18 protein-coding genes and 1 other annotated feature are annotated in these 15,731 nt (G+C 53.3%); of the genes, 11 read left to right on the forward strand and 7 right to left on the reverse strand.

Annotated features, from left to right (window positions below; genetic code table 11):
• Complete coding sequence (locus OGY17_RS16940) at nucleotides 1–333, reverse strand: YceK/YidQ family lipoprotein (RefSeq protein WP_003023879.1); 333 nt, start codon at nucleotides 331–333, stop codon at nucleotides 1–3.
• 238 nt (nucleotides 334–571) lie between these two features.
• Nucleotides 572–644: a sequence feature (ROSE (Repression Of Heat Shock gene Expression) occurs in the 5'-region of heat shock genes and acts as an RNA thermometer to modulate expression.), on the forward strand.
• On the opposite strand from OGY17_RS16940, the gene ibpA reads away from it, so the two are divergent.
• The 6 genes from ibpA (at nucleotide 638) to OGY17_RS16970 (ending at nucleotide 4,769) form a co-directional block, all read left to right on the forward strand.
• On the forward strand, nucleotides 638–1,051 hold the full coding sequence (gene ibpA, locus OGY17_RS16945; protein WP_003023882.1) for a small heat shock chaperone IbpA: 414 nt from the start codon (nucleotides 638–640) through the stop codon (nucleotides 1,049–1,051). (Overlaps the previous feature by 7 nt.)
• A 92-nt stretch (nucleotides 1,052–1,143) precedes the next feature.
• Nucleotides 1,144–1,572: a small heat shock chaperone IbpB gene (gene ibpB / locus OGY17_RS16950; RefSeq protein WP_003827096.1), complete on the forward strand. Its 429-nt coding sequence runs from the start codon at nucleotides 1,144–1,146 to the stop codon at nucleotides 1,570–1,572.
• 123 nt (nucleotides 1,573–1,695) lie between these two features.
• Nucleotides 1,696–3,357, forward strand: a complete 1,662-nt coding sequence (locus OGY17_RS16955) for a putative transporter (RefSeq protein WP_286607861.1) — start codon at nucleotides 1,696–1,698, stop codon at nucleotides 3,355–3,357.
• 185 nt (nucleotides 3,358–3,542) lie between these two features.
• Entirely contained in the window at nucleotides 3,543–3,890 is a 348-nt protein-coding gene (locus OGY17_RS16960; protein ID WP_003023888.1) for a YidH family protein, read from the forward strand.
• Nucleotides 3,880–4,242 carry a DUF202 domain-containing protein gene (locus tag OGY17_RS16965; protein WP_032945444.1) on the forward strand — a complete coding sequence of 121 codons (363 nt, stop codon included), beginning with the start codon at nucleotides 3,880–3,882 and terminating at the stop codon, nucleotides 4,240–4,242. The genes OGY17_RS16960 and OGY17_RS16965 overlap by 11 nt, the downstream gene beginning before the upstream one ends.
• A 14-nt stretch (nucleotides 4,243–4,256) precedes the next feature.
• Nucleotides 4,257–4,769, forward strand: a complete 513-nt coding sequence (locus OGY17_RS16970) for a radical SAM protein (RefSeq protein WP_219987981.1) — start codon at nucleotides 4,257–4,259, stop codon at nucleotides 4,767–4,769.
• Between the two features lie 12 nt (nucleotides 4,770–4,781).
• Here the strand turns inward: OGY17_RS16970 and dsdA are convergent, their stop codons facing one another.
• Entirely contained in the window at nucleotides 4,782–6,104 is a 1,323-nt protein-coding gene (gene dsdA, locus OGY17_RS16975) for a D-serine ammonia-lyase (RefSeq protein ID WP_284884595.1), read from the reverse strand.
• Nucleotides 6,105–6,121: 17 nt separating this feature from the next.
• Complete coding sequence (gene dsdX, locus OGY17_RS16980) at nucleotides 6,122–7,459, reverse strand: D-serine transporter DsdX (protein WP_003827107.1); 1,338 nt, start codon at nucleotides 7,457–7,459, stop codon at nucleotides 6,122–6,124.
• Nucleotides 7,460–7,688: 229 nt separating this feature from the next.
• Here dsdX and dsdC point away from each other — a divergent pair, with 229 nt between their 5' ends.
• Nucleotides 7,689–8,615, forward strand: coding sequence for a DNA-binding transcriptional regulator DsdC (gene dsdC / locus OGY17_RS16985; protein ID WP_057067116.1), 927 nt, complete (start codon nucleotides 7,689–7,691; stop codon nucleotides 8,613–8,615).
• Between the two features lie 78 nt (nucleotides 8,616–8,693).
• Nucleotides 8,694–9,776, forward strand: a complete 1,083-nt coding sequence (locus OGY17_RS16990; RefSeq protein WP_286607866.1) for a cellulase family glycosylhydrolase — start codon at nucleotides 8,694–8,696, stop codon at nucleotides 9,774–9,776.
• Here the strand turns inward: OGY17_RS16990 and emrD are convergent.
• The 3 genes from emrD to tisB all read right to left on the reverse strand — a co-directional run bounded on the left by emrD (nucleotide 9,703) and on the right by tisB (nucleotide 12,125).
• Nucleotides 9,703–10,887, reverse strand: coding sequence for a multidrug efflux MFS transporter EmrD (gene emrD / locus OGY17_RS16995; RefSeq protein ID WP_032934162.1), 1,185 nt, complete (start codon nucleotides 10,885–10,887; stop codon nucleotides 9,703–9,705). The two genes, OGY17_RS16990 and emrD, sit on opposite strands and share 74 nt — an antisense overlap.
• Nucleotides 10,888–11,078: 191 nt before the next feature.
• A complete protein-coding gene (locus tag OGY17_RS17000) occupies nucleotides 11,079–11,912 on the reverse strand; it encodes an EamA family transporter (RefSeq protein ID WP_079934375.1) in 834 nt (277 codons plus the stop codon).
• A 123-nt stretch (nucleotides 11,913–12,035) separates the two neighbouring features.
• Nucleotides 12,036–12,125 carry a type I toxin-antitoxin system toxin TisB gene (gene tisB, locus OGY17_RS17005; RefSeq protein WP_003023909.1) on the reverse strand — a complete coding sequence of 30 codons (90 nt, stop codon included), beginning with the start codon at nucleotides 12,123–12,125 and terminating at the stop codon, nucleotides 12,036–12,038.
• Between the two features lie 522 nt (nucleotides 12,126–12,647).
• Here tisB and ivbL point away from each other — a divergent pair.
• The 3 genes from ivbL to ilvN all read left to right on the forward strand — a co-directional run bounded on the left by ivbL (nucleotide 12,648) and on the right by ilvN (nucleotide 14,836).
• Nucleotides 12,648–12,746, forward strand: coding sequence for an ilvB operon leader peptide IvbL (gene ivbL / locus OGY17_RS17010; protein ID WP_003827118.1), 99 nt, complete (start codon nucleotides 12,648–12,650; stop codon nucleotides 12,744–12,746).
• A gap of 107 nt (nucleotides 12,747–12,853) precedes the next feature.
• Complete coding sequence (ilvB, locus tag OGY17_RS17015; protein ID WP_008786525.1) at nucleotides 12,854–14,542, forward strand: acetolactate synthase large subunit; 1,689 nt, start codon at nucleotides 12,854–12,856, stop codon at nucleotides 14,540–14,542.
• A 3-nt stretch (nucleotides 14,543–14,545) separates the two neighbouring features.
• Entirely contained in the window at nucleotides 14,546–14,836 is a 291-nt protein-coding gene (gene ilvN / locus OGY17_RS17020; RefSeq protein ID WP_003023914.1) for an acetolactate synthase small subunit, read from the forward strand.
• A gap of 1 nt (nucleotide 14,837) precedes the next feature.
• Here the strand turns inward: ilvN and OGY17_RS17025 are convergent, their stop codons facing one another.
• Complete coding sequence (locus tag OGY17_RS17025) at nucleotides 14,838–15,623, reverse strand: DeoR family transcriptional regulator (protein WP_003827122.1); 786 nt, start codon at nucleotides 15,621–15,623, stop codon at nucleotides 14,838–14,840.
• Between the last annotated feature and the right edge of the window lie 108 nt (nucleotides 15,624–15,731).

Raw genomic sequence — 15,731 nt, forward strand, 5'->3', positions numbered from 1 at the left:
TTATGGAGCAGACATTTCTGCCGGGGGAATAACGGCGTTCGTGGCCTGAGTTCTCTCCTCGCTTTTTTCTACGCGGGATCTCACCGAGTTATCTTTGCGAAAGAGATCCCAAGGTAGCAATACCGTATCGAGCACCGCGGTAAAAGGCATATCCAGAATCGCCAGCGACTTGGTTCCCCAGTTTGTATCACTTTCGCTAATCATTGTGGCACTGGCTCGCGTGCCAGGATACGTCCCTTCTTTGCCACCTGTATGCGACATGATGCTGGAACAACCGCTTACAAACGCCATCCCACTACACATCGTCAGTGTTACCAACATTTTTTTAATCATCATTTATTCATCTGTATTTATCGTGTTTGCATGGTGAGTTAAAGCGATCCGTTGCGAAAATAACATCACCATTTCGTCGCACTGTGGCGGCCATCGCGATTTAACGAGAACAACTGCTCCCCCCAGTGTATGCAATAGACAACAAACTGCAAAAAAAGTCAGATGAATACGCTTGAAAAGTTTGTATTAAGACCCATTTTTAGAGTGTAGACAAATGAAGGGCATGCCTGATGGGTGTCCTGGCTACCTGACCTGTCCATGATGGAAGGTCAATTATTCTCGCTGATTTCAGGAGCTATTGATTATGCGTAACTTTGATTTATCCCCGCTGTACCGTTCTGCTATTGGTTTTGACCGTCTGTTTAACCTGCTGGAAAACAATCAGGGCCAGAGCAATGGCGGCTACCCTCCGTACAACGTTGAGCTGGTAGACGAAAACCATTACCGCATTGCAATTGCCGTTGCCGGTTTTGCTGAAAGCGAACTGGAAATTACTGCCCAGGACAATCTGCTGGTGGTAAAAGGCGCCCATGCGGACGATCAAAAAGAACGTACTTACCTGTATCAGGGTATTGCCGAGCGCAACTTTGAACGCAAGTTCCAGTTAGCGGAGAACATTCATGTTCGCGGCGCAAACCTGGTAAATGGTCTGCTGTATATCGATCTTGAGCGCGTGATTCCTGAAGCGAACAAACCGCGCCGCATCGAAATTAACTAATTCTGTAGGCCGCTTCAGGCGGCCTTGCTAAGTCATCGGCTTGCCGTCAGGGAGCCGAAAGGTACCTACTCGCTTCTTAGAAGGAGATTATTATGCGTAACTACGATTTATCCCCACTGCTGCGTCAATGGATCGGTTTTGACAAACTGGCCAATGCCTTGCAAAACACCGGTGAAAGCCAGAGCTTCCCGCCTTATAACATCGAAAAGAGCGATGATAACCACTACCGCATTACCCTTGCGTTAGCCGGTTTCCGCCAGGAAGATCTGGATATTCAACTGGAAGGCACGCGCCTGACCGTAAAAGGTACGCCGCAGCAGCCGGAAAAAGAGACCAAATGGTTGCATCAGGGGCTGGTCACTCAGCCGTTCAGCCTGAGCTTTACGCTGGCTGAAAATATGGAGGTCTCCGGCGCAAGCTTCACTAACGGCTTGCTGCATATTGATTTGACCCGGAATGAACCTGAAACCATTGCTCCACAACGTATCGCCATCAGCGAACGTCCCGCATTAGATAGTTAAATAGCTCCATGCCTTTGCCCCGCCAGAAATGACGGGGCTTTTTTGTGCTTTACCACCCATACATTGCGACTGTACTCTGCGAGAATCCATTTACTTAATGATGTTATTCACAGGGAACAGGATATGAGTGATATAGCATTGACGGTCAGCGTTCTGGCATTAGTGGCAGTTGTCGGGTTATGGATCGGCAACATAAAAATACGTGGCGTGGGTTTTGGCATTGGAGGCGTGCTGTTCGGCGGTATTATCGTCGGGCATTTTGTCGATCAGGCAGGGATGACCCTGAGCGGCGACATGCTGCATTTTATTCAGGAATTTGGCCTGATTCTTTTCGTCTACACCATTGGTATTCAGGTGGGGCCGGGCTTTTTTGCTTCTCTGCGCGTTTCGGGCCTGCGGCTGAATCTGTTTGCTGTGCTGATTGTCATCATGGGGGGCCTGGTCACCGCGATCCTGCATAAGATTTTTGCCATTCCTCTCCCTGTGGTGCTGGGAATATTCTCTGGAGCGGTCACCAATACCCCGGCGTTAGGTGCGGGGCAGCAAATTCTGCGCGATTTAGGTACGCCTGGCGATGTGGTTGACCAGATGGGGATGAGCTATGCCATGGCTTATCCTTTCGGCATCTGCGGAATTTTACTGACCATGTGGCTGATGCGCCTTATTTTCCGCGTTAACGTCGATGCTGAAGCCCATCAGCATGAATCCACGCTGACCAACGGGCACGCACTGATTCAGACGATGAACATCCGCGTGGAAAACCCAAACATCAACAATATGGCGATTCAGGATGTCCCGATTCTGAACAGCGACAAAATCATCTGCTCGCGTCTGAAACGTGACGAGACATTGATGGTGCCGTCGCCAGGGACTGTTATCCAGATGGGCGACCTGCTACACCTGGTCGGACAGCCTGCTGACCTGCATAACGCGCAGGTGGTGATTGGGCAGGAGGTAGACACATCGCTGTCTACGCGAGGTACCGATTTACGCGTCGAACGCGTGGTGGTGACCAACGAACAGGTGCTGGGTAAACGTATCCGCGACCTGCACTTTAAAGAACGTTACGACGTGGTGATTTCCCGCCTGAACCGTGCGGGTGTTGAGCTGGTAGCCAGCAGTGACGCCAGCCTGCAATTCGGGGATATCCTCAATCTGGTGGGGCGGCCTTCATCCATTGATGCCGTCGCCAATGTTGTGGGTAACGCGCAGCAAAAACTGCAGCAGGTGCAGATGCTACCGGTATTTATTGGTATCGGGCTGGGTGTTCTTCTGGGTTCAATCCCACTGTTCATCCCGGGGTTCCCGGTGGCGTTAAAACTGGGTCTGGCCGGTGGGCCGCTGATTATGGCCCTGATCCTGGGGCGTATTGGTAGCATCGGTAAGCTGTACTGGTTTATGCCTCCCAGCGCTAACCTGGCGTTGCGAGAGTTGGGTATCGTGCTGTTTCTTGCGGTGGTGGGTCTGAAGTCAGGCGGTGAATTTGTCGATACCCTAACACAGGGAGATGGCCTGAGCTGGGTGGGCTACGGTATTTTCATTACCGCGATTCCGCTCATTACCGTGGGCTTGCTGGCGCGAATCTTTGCCAAAATGAACTATCTGACGCTGTGCGGCATGTTGGCTGGCTCAATGACCGATCCCCCGGCTCTGGCGTTTGCTAATAACCTGCATGCCACCAGCGGGGCAGCAGCGCTCTCCTACGCTACCGTTTATCCACTGGTCATGTTCTTGAGGATTATCACCCCGCAACTGTTGGCGGTGCTCTTCTGGGGATTAGGTTAAAACTGACTTATCCGGCCTGCATCTCCTGTAGGCCGGATAAAACGCAACTCTCCATCCGGCATTACAAACACCCTCTCTCTTTCCCATTGTCTCATCACCCGACTCGCCCTCTCGTTTGAGAATCAGGTTCATACTCCTTAACTGTTCCGGTATAACGACCAGACAACAATATTTAAGGAGCTGTCATGAAGATTTCTCGCCTTGGAGAAGCACCGGATTATCGCTTCTCGCTGGCAAATGAACGTACCTTTCTGGCGTGGATCCGCACCGCGCTCGGATTTCTGGCGGCGGGGGTTGGCCTTGATCAACTGGCCCCGGATTTTGCCACGCCGGTCATCCGTGAGGCGCTTGCCTTGTTGCTGTGTCTATTTGCCGGCGGTCTGGCGATCTACGGCTATCTGCGCTGGCTACGTAACGAAAAGGCGATGCGACTGAAAGAGGACTTGCCCTACACCCACAGCCTGCTGATTATCAGCGTCATGCTGACTATTGTGGCGGTGATTGTCATGACGCTGGTGCTGTATGCCGGATAGCCGCAAATCGCGACGCATCGCTGACCCGGGGTTACAACCGGAGCGGACTTCACTGGCCTGGTTTCGCACGTTGTTGGGCTATGGCGCGTTAATGGCGCTGGCGATTAAGCACAACTGGCACCAGGCGGGAGCGTTGTTCTGGATATCGGTAGTTGTGCTGGCGATAGTGGCGATTATCCTCTGGCGCTACACTCGCAGCCGTAATCTGATGGATGTGAGTCATAGCGATTTTTCTGAATCTCGCGCGGTGCGTGACAAATTTATGATCTCCCTCGCGGTGTTATCCCTCGCAATGCTGTTTGCTGTAACGCATGTTCGCCAACTTATCGTATTTATCGGGAATTTTGCATGACAGGATGTGAGAACATGGATGTTAGTGATGATGTTTTAAACGTGGTGATTGACCATCAGAAGTGTTTACAACCGGTTGAAGTGTACCGTGGTTTGCAACAAGGAAATGTTCGCCTGGTACAGTTTATTCCGCTGGTTAGGTGCGATGGTTCAGGTCATCTGACAGACGAATCGGTTACGTCTGAGGCATGGGGCCGATTTTTAATTACGATATTTGATATCTGGGTACGTGAAGATATTAATCAGATATCTATCCAGCTTTTCGATAAAACGCTTCGCCAGTGGTGTGGTCTGACGGCACAGATTGAACGACAGACCATGTCATCAATGAATACGCGTTGCCAGACATGCTCATTGTTTCAATATTACCACGGTGATTGTCCTGCGTACTGTGAGGAAAATGGAAAGGGCGTGCTGTGTGCAGGCTATCAGGCTTTCTTCAGCCACACCGCACCGCATATGCGCGTGATGCGTGACCTGCTTAAGCAGCATCGCTCACCGATGGAGCTGATGGCGATGCTGCGTTAAGCTCAGCTGTATTTAACGTCCTTTGGCCAGATACTGCGCCATTTCTTCTTCAGGTACCATGCCGCCGCCGGTCGCCCACACCAGGTGGGTGGCGTTATTGAGCTGCTCTGCGCTGAAGCCGTGCATCTGCTGATAGTCAGCAGAGGCGCATACGCGTTGCGGACCGGCCATCCCGGCCAGCGCCGACGGCTCAAGGCGAATGTCTTCTTCCTGCGCCAGCCAGCCCAGCATGTCGTACATCGTCTGATCGTCCAGGGTGTACAGACCGTCGAGCAGACGTTCCATTGCCCGGCCAACAAAGCCAGACGCACGGCCGACAGCCAGCCCATCAGCCGCCGTCAGGTTGTCGATGCCAATATCCTGCACGGAAATCGTATCGTGCAGCCCGGTATAAATCCCCAGCAGCATGCACGGTGAATGGGTTGGTTCTGCGAAGAAGCAGTGCACGTTATCGCCAAACGCCAGCTTCAGGCCAAACGCCACGCCGCCAGGGCCACCGCCGACGCCGCATGGCAGGTAAACAAACAGTGGATGGTCTGCATCCACCACGCGTCCCTGCTGGGCAAACTGCGCCTTTAAGCGCTGTCCGGCCACCGCATAGCCTAAAAACAGCGTGCGGGAATTTTCATCATCGATAAAGAAGCAGTTTGGATCGGACTCCGCCGCCTTACGGCCCTGTTCAACCGCCACGCCGTAATCTTCTTCATACTCCACGACCGTCACGCCATGACTGCGCAGTTTGGCTTTTTTCCATGCGCGGGCGTCGGCAGACATATGCACCGTCACCTTAAAGCCGATACGGGCGCTCATAATGCCAATCGACATGCCGAGGTTACCGGTGGAGCCTACCGCGATGCTGTACTGGCTAAAGAACTGTTTGAACTCAGGCGAAAGCAGAACGCTGTAATCGTCTTGTGTGGTCAGCAGACCGGCTTCCAGCGCCAGTTTTTCCGCGTGGGTCAGTACTTCATAAATGCCACCACGGGCTTTAATCGAGCCAGAAATTGGCAGGTGACTGTCTTTCTTCAGCAGAATTTCGCCATTGATGCGCTGCCCGTACTCTTTCTCCAGCCGCTTTTGCATGGCCGGAATCGCGGCCAGCTCAGATTCAATAATTCCGCCGGTGGCCGCGGTTTCCGGGAATGCCTTTGCCAGGTACGGCGCAAAGTGCGTCAGACGGGCGTGAGCATCCTGAACATCGTGTTCAGTCAGGCCAACATACGGTAAACCTTCCGCAAGAGAGGTGGTGCCAGGGTTAAACCAGGTTGTCTCCTTGAGAGCAACCAGATCTTCCACTAAAGGATACTGGGCGATAAGTGTTTGAATGTTTTCCATAGTCAGTCTCTTTGCGCTTAGATAATAAAGGAAAGCAGGAATGTGCAAGCCAGTGCAATCACGGACGCGATAAATGTCGCGGTCGTATAGTATTTAAACGTTTCATTCAGGGTGGCACCGCAGTATTGCTTCACCAGCCAGAAGAGGGAATCGGTAACGATCGTGCAGCCAATAGCGCCGGAACCGATAGCAATGGCGATGATCTCCGGGCTGACGTTGGGATAGAGCGGCAGCATCGGTGCAACGATTGCCGTGGCGCCCATCATTGCCACCGTGGCGGAACCCACCGCGGCATGCAGGATTAACGCCACCAGCCACGCCAGCAGAATCGGGTGCATATGCATGTTCGAGAGGATCAGCGCAAGAGTATCCGCCAGCCCACTGCTCTTGAGGATAGCGTTGAATGCGCCGCCTGCGCCGATAATCAACAGAATGTTAGCGATGGAGCCAAAACCGTTTTCAGTGTGGGTCAGCAACGTACCCATACCGATGTGCTGACGCAGGCCGAGAATGTAATAGGCAACGAAAACGGCAATAAACATCGCGGTGATTGGGTTACCAATAAACTCCAGCAGCGTATATACCGTGCTGCCTTTCGCCATGTTCAGCTCAGCGACGGTTTTTACCAGCATCAGGCCAATCGGCAGCAGAACGGTAAACAGCGTAGCACCCAGCGACGGTAGCGTACTTTCGTCACGCACTTTAAGGTCAGAAAACTCAGCCGGAACCGGTTTAAACGGCAGACGGTTACCCAGGAATTTCAGGTACAGAGGACCGCCGATCAGCGAGGCCATCAAGCCGACCAGTAAGCCGTAGACAATCACGGTGCCAATGTCTGCGCCCAGCTTGTTCGCCACGAACAGGGCTGCCGGATGCGGTGGAACCACGCAGTGCACCGCCATCAGCGCCGTACACAGCGGAATCGCCAGCTTCAGTAATGAAGTATTGGTTTTCTTGGCAATTGAAAAGGCCAGTGGAATCAACAGCACCACGCCGACTTCAACAAACAGCGTGATCCCGCAAATCAGCCCAACCAGAACCATAATGACGTCGGCGGATAGCCAGCGGCAGCGCTGCAGCGTCAGGCCAATACGTTCGGCTGCGCCGGACACTTCCATCATTTTGCCCAGAATGGTCCCAAGGCCGATAACCGCGGCGAGGAAGCCCAGCGTACCGCCGATGCCACTCTCAATGGCATTGACCATATCCAACGGCCCCATGCCCATCATCGTACCCACGAAGAAGCTGGCTAACAGTAGCGCCAGAAACGGGTGGAATTTGAACTTCACGATGGTCAAAACGATTAACACGATACTTATCAGCAGCGTGCTCACAACCCAGATTTGAGAGTGCATAACTCACCTTGCCCTGTGATTAATATAGGGTTATTGGACAAAAATAAGGCATGGTCTGACAAACGATATAAATCCCCATTCACATGAGCCAAATTGCATCAAATGCGTGATTTATGTCTAATTGCGCTTTGTTTATGCGATATGGTTCACTCTGATTCACCTTTGAGCTGATTTTTGCAGCGAACTTTTTTACACTCCAGCGCATGAATCAGAAGGAAAGGAGGTGAGAATGGATCCCCTACGCGAAGTCAGAAACCGGCTGCTCAACGGCTGGCAGCTATCAAAGCTGTATACTTTTGAAGTGGCGGCCCGGCATCAGTCTTTTGCGCTGGCGGCAGACGAGCTGTCATTGAGCCCCAGTGCCGTCAGCCATCGCATAAATCAGCTTGAAGATGAGCTTGGTATCCAATTATTTGTTCGTTCTCATCGCAAAGTGGAACTCACTCATGAGGGTAAGCGGGTATTTTGGGCGCTGAAGTCGTCACTGGACACGCTCAACCAGGAGATTCTTGATATTAAGAATCAGGAGCTCTCGGGGACGCTCACCGTCTACTCACGGCCTTCTATCGCCCAGTGCTGGCTGGTTCCGGCGCTCGGCGACTTTACCCGTCGCTACCCGTCAATTTCGCTAACCATGTTGACCGGGAACGACAACGTCAATCTACAGCGTGCGGGTATCGATCTCGCCATCTATTTTGACGATGCACCCTCCGCGCAACTCACGCATCACTTCCTGATGGATGAAGAGATCCTACCGGTGTGCAGCCCGGACTACGCCCGCCGCCATGACCTTACCGGTTCGCTGGTGAATTTGCCGCACTGTACGTTGCTGCACGACAGACAGGCGTGGAGTAACGATTCCGGGACCGATGAGTGGCACAGTTGGGCGCAGAATTTTGCGGCGAATTTGCCGACATCGTCGGGGATTGGTTTTGATCGTTCTGATTTAGCAGTGATTGCGGCAATGAACCATATCGGCGTAGCGATGGGCCGAAAACGGCTGGTGCAAAAACGCCTCGACAGCGGAGAATTGATTGCGCCTTTTGGCGATATGGCGCTGAAATGTCATCAGCATTACTACATCACCACGCTGCCCGGCAGGCAGTGGCCGAAAATCGAGGCGTTTATTGGCTGGCTACAGGAGCAGGTTAAATAAGCGGGTCGCGAATATTTTTTACGCTTTCGCTCTACACGGAAAGTGAAAAAGCGTGCTAAATACGTGATATCACTCCTGATGATTTGCGTAAGGACGACCGTGTTAAAGCCGATTGTTTCCATTTTACTGTTGGCCAGCGCCACCGTGTGTGCCGCGCAACCTGTGTTGACGGCGGCGCAGTATGTGCAGCAGCTTGGGGTTGGGATGAACGTAGATTGGGCGCGTACCGATCGGGGCATCCGTGAATTCGATCCGCTGGTGGTGCGGGATTATAAGGCGAAAGGGTTGACCCACGTGCGCATTCGCGTGGCGGGTGAGCCTACGGAGGCGCGGCTCATTCATCTGCGCAAGCTGGTGGAAGCCTGCGAGCAGTATGGCGTGATCCCGATAATCGCCTATCAGGCTGACGAGTATAAAAAAGACCCCAGTGCCAGTAACGAAAAAGAGGTGGTTAACTGGTGGGTGGCGGTGGCGCATTACTTTGGCCAAAGCTCGCCGTTGCTGGGTTTCGACCTGATTTATGAACCTGCCGATAAGCTCAACCATAATCAGGCGTCGCTCAATAGGGTGTATGACAAAACCATCCGTACCATCCATGCCATCGATCCACAGCGAATGATATTTATCGCGCCGAAACTGCATGCCGCTCCGGAAGATTTGCCCAACCTAAAGTTGCCGCCGCAAAGTCAGAATACCGTGCTGGCCCAATGGCATATTTTCCCGTGGGGGCCGCTGAAAAATAACGGTAAATACCCGTGGACCTCAGGGACAGCGGCAGAAAAGGCCGCCATTCGCGCCCGTATCAATACTGCCATTCACTGGCAGCAGAAAACCGGTCATGTTAGTTGGGTAGGAGGCTGGTCGCCGGGAGAAACCATCAGGAACGCGCCTTCTGCCTCGCAAATGGCGTTTGCCCGCTTTATGGCTTGCGAGCTGAAGAAAGCGAAAATTCCCTATGCTATCAATGCGGATACGCAGTTCTATGATGGTGAGGAAGGGGCATGGAGACCGGCGCTGGAGCCGTTGTTGAATACCATGATTGCCCCTGAGTGTGAAAAGCCCGGCGAGAAGCCGGGCCATCATACGCTTAAACCGCCTGTCCCTGATGCGACACGCGTGACGCCAGCGGAAGCCAGCAAACAAAAATCAACAGCCCCATAAGGGTCATCAGCAGGCCCAGACTGGCTTGCCCGGTCTGCGGCAGCATGGCAGAGAACCACGCCAGCACGCCGGAACCAATGTTCTGTAATCCACCAACCAGCGCACCAGCAGTACCGGCCAGGAACGGGAAAGGCTCCATTGCGCCGCTGGTTGCCAGCGGAAACAGCATCCCGGCGCCGAAGAAAAACAGTGCGGCGGGAACCAGTAGCGTCCAGACGTTCATCACGTCGAACAGACCAGGGATCCACATCATCAAACCGGCGACCAGACAGCAGATAACTGACTGCCACATTAGCGTCGAGAAACGCTTATTCGGGCGACCGGCGAACCAGGCACCAAAAAACGCCGCCGGAATGGGCAGAATAAACAGGATACTGACCACCATGCTGCTTAAGCCGAGACGCGCGCCTAACAACACCCCGGAACAGGCTTCGAAGACCGCAACGCCCGCCAGGCCGCCGATCAGCATCAGCACGTAACAGGTGAAAGAGCTGTTGCCAAACAGCGTTTTGTAGCTGGCGATAAGCCGTGGACGCGGCGCACCTGCGGGGCGCGTTTCCGGCATCCAGCGCGCCATGCTAAACGTAACGCCTGCGCACAGCACCAGCAGGAAGATGTAACAGGCACGCCAGTTCCACAGGGTATCCAGCATACCGCCAATCAATGGTGCCAGCAGTGGGCTGACTAGAATCCCCATGTTTAACAGGCTATTAGCGTGGCGTAACTGCGTGCCTTCATACAAATCGCGCGGTAACGTTCGCGCCATCACGCCGCCGACGCCCGTTCCCATCCCCTGGATTGCGCTGGCGATAATCAATACCGTCAGGCTGTGGGTGGTTATGGCGACCAGCGTAGCCAGCATAAAAATGGACATCCCGGCGAGGATCACCGGGCGGCGGCCAACGCGATCGGAAAGTGGGCCGTAAATCAGTTGTGACAGGCCGTAGGTCAACAGATAGGCGGCCATCACGCTTTGCACCGCCCCTTCGCGAACGTTCAGTTCACGCGCCATATCAGCAATCGCGGGGATATAAATGGTTTGCGCCATCTGACCTACCGCCACCAGTAATACCAACATCAACAACAAATTGACGCTTCTATGCCTTTTCATTTCGCTGATTACTTTTCAAAAAGTGAAAAAATAAGAATAAGGTGCTGCACTTTCCCGTAAATGCGCGTGGAATCTACCACAACAGAAAAAGAAGGCCAGATAGTGGGCTGGAATGTTTAAACGATGAACGGCAGGAAATGTAAACAAAAAGCGGCAACAAATGTTGCCGGATTGCATCGGGTTTACAGAGGTCATGATAAGCGTAGCAAAACGGCGCCTATGGCAATGCCTCCAGCCGCAACAAGACGTATTCCGGCAACCTTCTCTTTCAGTAGCAGCCACGCGAGCAGCGCGCCAAACAGGATGGAAGTTTCACGCAGCGCAGCGACTACCGCCAACGGAGCCTGAGTCATGGCCCACAGCGCCAGACCGTAAGAACCCATTGTGCCAATCCCGCCAAGAATACCTTTCTTCCACTGCTGTACCAGATAGCGCGACGCTTCCCGGCGTCGGGCAATCATCGCCCAGCCCAGCAGGCAGGAGCCGTTCAGAAAGAAGGTCCACAGCGTATAACCCAGCGCAGTTTCTGATAAACGTACGCCGGTACCATCAACCAGCGTATATCCGGCGATAAAGCAGGCGTTAATGAGCGCCAGCACGATCCCGCGTTGCGAGCTGCTGCGTCCGTTAAACGCCATGCCGAGGATCGCCAGACAGATCGTGGCAATCCCCACCCAGGCTAGAACAGAGAGGCTATCGCCAAGAAACAGGACGCTGATAATTGCGACCAGCAGCGGCGCTGTGCCGCGCATTAACGGATAGGTCTGGCTCATATCCGAAACCTGATAGGTTTTGGCGACCAGGACGGTATATACAATTTGCAACGCAGTTGAGACGGCTAAAAACGGCAGGCTGGCGGCGGAAGGTTGCGGCGCAAAGGGTAAGAAAATCAATGCCATAATTGCGGCAGAACCGCTGACACCGATCGCTGAGTACAGTTTATCGTTTCCAGCTTTAACAATGGCATTCCAGCTGGCATGCAGCAGCGCGGCGAACAGCAAAATGCAGAAAACAGAAAGCGTCATGGTGGAATTCTTCCCTGAGAATGTCATAAAAACGTAACATATTGGCGCGACACAAGCACCAGGGAGAAGGTGAAAGGGGAGCGGAGTGTTACCCGCCCCCCTTAGGTGCGACTTGAATCCGAATTACTTAACGTATTTCAGAACGGCATCAAGTAGTTGCAGTGCTGCAACAATGAGTTTGAGGATAAGAATAGCGATATCCACGAGGCTCATACGCTCTCCTTTTGGTACAAGGAGCACGGTGCTGACGTACCTCGCCGCTGCCTGTTGCCAGCACCTTTGTTGACATAACACAGTGTGCTCACACGGGGGTTAAGGCGCTGACGGCACCACCCGTTTCAGCCAGGACTTTGATGCGCCGGTTTACGATGCGGCCCCCGCATAACACATTGCGTACCGAGACATTATAGATAAACACTGTATAAATTAACAGTGTTTTATGGACGTTACGCTATTCATGTTCCATACTCAAAACCATCAAAATTCGTACCGAAATTGCGTGTTCTTCGCAGAACGCGTATACTTTTTTCGTTGACATAACACAGTGTGTTCGGCGGCTACCAACCGCACAGCACTGAAAAAAACCTCGCTACGGCGGGGTTTTTTGTTTTTCAGCAATGCACAACGAAATGTGATCGTTGACGCATTTTTATGCAGATGAAGATTTTTCCATTGTCACGCTGAAAAACCTGTGTTTGTATAAATCCAGTTAATCAACAAACAGACAGGTCCCTAATGAACCCTTCCATGCTGACTGCGACCCTACTAAAAACTGCGCCATCTCGCGCAGCGGTCGTCGTGCGTGTGGTGGTGGTCGTCGGCAATGCGCCGTAGGGTCCGAATCAACACACGATTCCAAAACCCCGCCGGCGCAAACCGGGCGGGGTTTTTCGTTTCAGAGACCTGCCCGGAGCAAAGGCCCAGAATAAAAGGACTGGAGCATGGCAAGTTCGGGCATAACATCCAAGCGTACGCGTTTTACGGGCGCAGAATTCATCGTTCATTTCCTGGAACGCCAGGGAATTCAGGTTGTTACCGGTATTCCCGGCGGATCGATTCTTCCCGTCTATGACGCCTTAAGTCAAAGCACGCAAATCCGTCATATCCTGGCGCGCCACGAGCAAGGAGCAGGGTTTATCGCGCAGGGAATGGCGAGAACCGATGGCAAACCCGCCGTCTGTATGGCCTGCAGCGGACCGGGCGCAACCAATCTGGTGACCGCTATTGCCGATGCGCGTCTGGATTCCATCCCGCTGGTGTGTATCACCGGGCAGGTTCCGGCTTCAATGATCGGCACCGACGCCTTCCAGGAAGTCGACACCTACGGCATCTCTATCCCCATCACTAAGCACAACTATCTGGTCCGCCATATCAGTGAATTACCTCAGGTCATGAGCGATGCGTTCCGCATTGCGCAGTCCGGACGTCCAGGCCCGGTGTGGATAGACATTCCTAAGGATATTCAAACCGCCGTTTTTGACATTGAAGAGATGCCGGAGCCTGCGCAGAAAATGGCGGCACCAGCGTTCAGCCAGGACAGCGTTCGCGATGCCGCAGCCATGATTAACGCCGCACAGCGTCCGGTGCTGTACCTTGGCGGCGGCGTGATTAACGCACCTGAGCGCGTACGTGAACTGGCGGAAAAAGCGATGCTGCCCACCACTATGACCTTAATGGCGCTCGGTATGTTGCCGAAAGCCCATCCGCTGTCGTTAGGCATGCTGGGCATGCACGGCGCGCGTAGCACTAACTTTATTCTGCAAGAAGCGGATTTATTGATTGTTCTGGGCGCACGTTTTGATGACCGGGCGATTGGTAAAACGGAGCAGTTCTGCCCGAACGCCAAAATCATTCACGTAGATATCGACCGCGCGGAGCTGGGTAAAATCAAACAACCGCACGTGGCGATTCAGGCGGATGTCGATGAGGTTCTGGCGCAATTGATCCCATTAATTGACGCGCAGCCGCGAGAGTCGTGGCATCAGACGGTGGCCGATTTACAACGTGAATTCCCTTGCACTATTCCGCAGGAAAGCGACCCGCTCAGCCACTATGGATTGATCAACGCCGTGGCTGCCTGCGTAGACGATAGCGCTATTATCACCACCGACGTAGGCCAGCATCAGATGTGGGCGGCACAGGCTTATCCGCTGAACCGTCCGCGTCAGTGGCTGACCTCCGGCGGTCTGGGAACTATGGGCTTTGGCCTGCCAGCGGCAATTGGTGCAGCGCTGGCCAATCCAGACAAGAAAGTGCTGTGCTTCTCCGGCGACGGCAGCCTGATGATGAATATTCAGGAAATGGCGACAGCCAGCGAAAATCAGCTGGATATTAAAATCATCCTGATGAATAACGAAGCGTTGGGTCTTGTATATCAGCAGCAGAGTCTGTTCTATAAGCAGGGTGTTTTTGCCGCGACCTATCCGGGGATGATTAACTTTATGCAGATAGCCGCCGGGTTTGGTCTCGAAACCTGCGATCTGAATAACGAAGCGGACCCACAGGCAGCGTTGCAGGAGATTATTAATCGCCCTGGGCCTGCGCTGATCCACGTGCGCATCGATGCCGAACAAAAAGTGTACCCGATGGTGCCGCCGGGTGCGGCAAACACAGAAATGGTGGGGGAATAAGCCATGCAACAGCAGACACATGACAACGTAATCCTGGAACTCACCGTACGCAACCATCCGGGCGTAATGACTCACGTTTGCGGGCTGTTCGCCCGCCGCGCGTTCAACGTAGAAGGCATTCTCTGTCTACCGATTCAGGACAGCGATAAGAGCCGCATCTGGCTACTGGTCAACGACGATCAACGTCTTGAGCAGATGATAAGCCAGATCGACAAGCTGGAAGATGTGGTGAAAGTGGCCCGCAACCAGTCCGATCCGTCGATGTTTAACAAAATTACCGTGTTCTTTGAGTGAGTTAGTCGCCGTCTGAATCCGGGGTGATCACTTTGACAGAGCCGTTCCGGCAGTGGGTTGCGTAATCTGCCGGTAACGGACGGTCGCTTATCAGTACGTCAAAGGTGGAGAGTGGACCAATGCTGGCGGGGGCGACCTCATCGAACAGGGCGTGGCGCGTCAGCAGAATTTTGCGTAATCCGCGTTCCATCGCTTTGCGTTTTGTGGCCAGATCGTCCGGATTGAACCAGCTAACGCCGAAATGCTCATGGACTCCGCTGGCGGAGATAAAGACTTTCCGTGGGTTGAGTGCATCCAGCGGTGAGGGATTGCTGGTGTCGTAAAAGGCGTCACTTTTCGCCCGGTAGGTCCCCCCGCAAAGAATCGCTGTGGCGTTGGGCTTTTCATTTAGCGCTACGAACACCCGGTGCGAGTAGCAAATCCCGGTAAAGGAAATATCGTCCGGGATCATGCTGACCACCAACGGCATTTCCGCACCATTATCAAAAAAGACCAGATCATTTTCACTCACCAGTCCCGCAGCCAGAATGGCAACCGGTAAATCGTCGCGGTGATACTGTTTTTGCGCGGGGAGTGGCGCGTTAACGATGGCAGCAGGTTTGTTCACCATCACAATGTAACCACCGAGCAGCGTGAGTGGTAACGGTTCGTCATCCTGACTGAGATCCCGACGAATAGTCATCACGGAAACTTCCAGCATTCGTGCCGCCTCTTTCAGATGGATTCGGTCGGTCTTCTTCAACAATTCCATCAGACGTCGAATACGTTCTTTTTGCTTAGTTTCCATGTGCTTCTCCACGAATCATGTTCCCATGTTCCTTCAGTAACATTTTTGTGTTTCTGAGAACATGACATTGCCGCATTACTATACGTCTGACTATCCGGAAATAAAAGC

It is taken from the genome of Citrobacter sp. Cpo126, from assembly GCF_030332445.1.
In the GTDB taxonomy this organism is placed as follows: domain Bacteria; phylum Pseudomonadota; class Gammaproteobacteria; order Enterobacterales; family Enterobacteriaceae; genus Citrobacter; species Citrobacter portucalensis.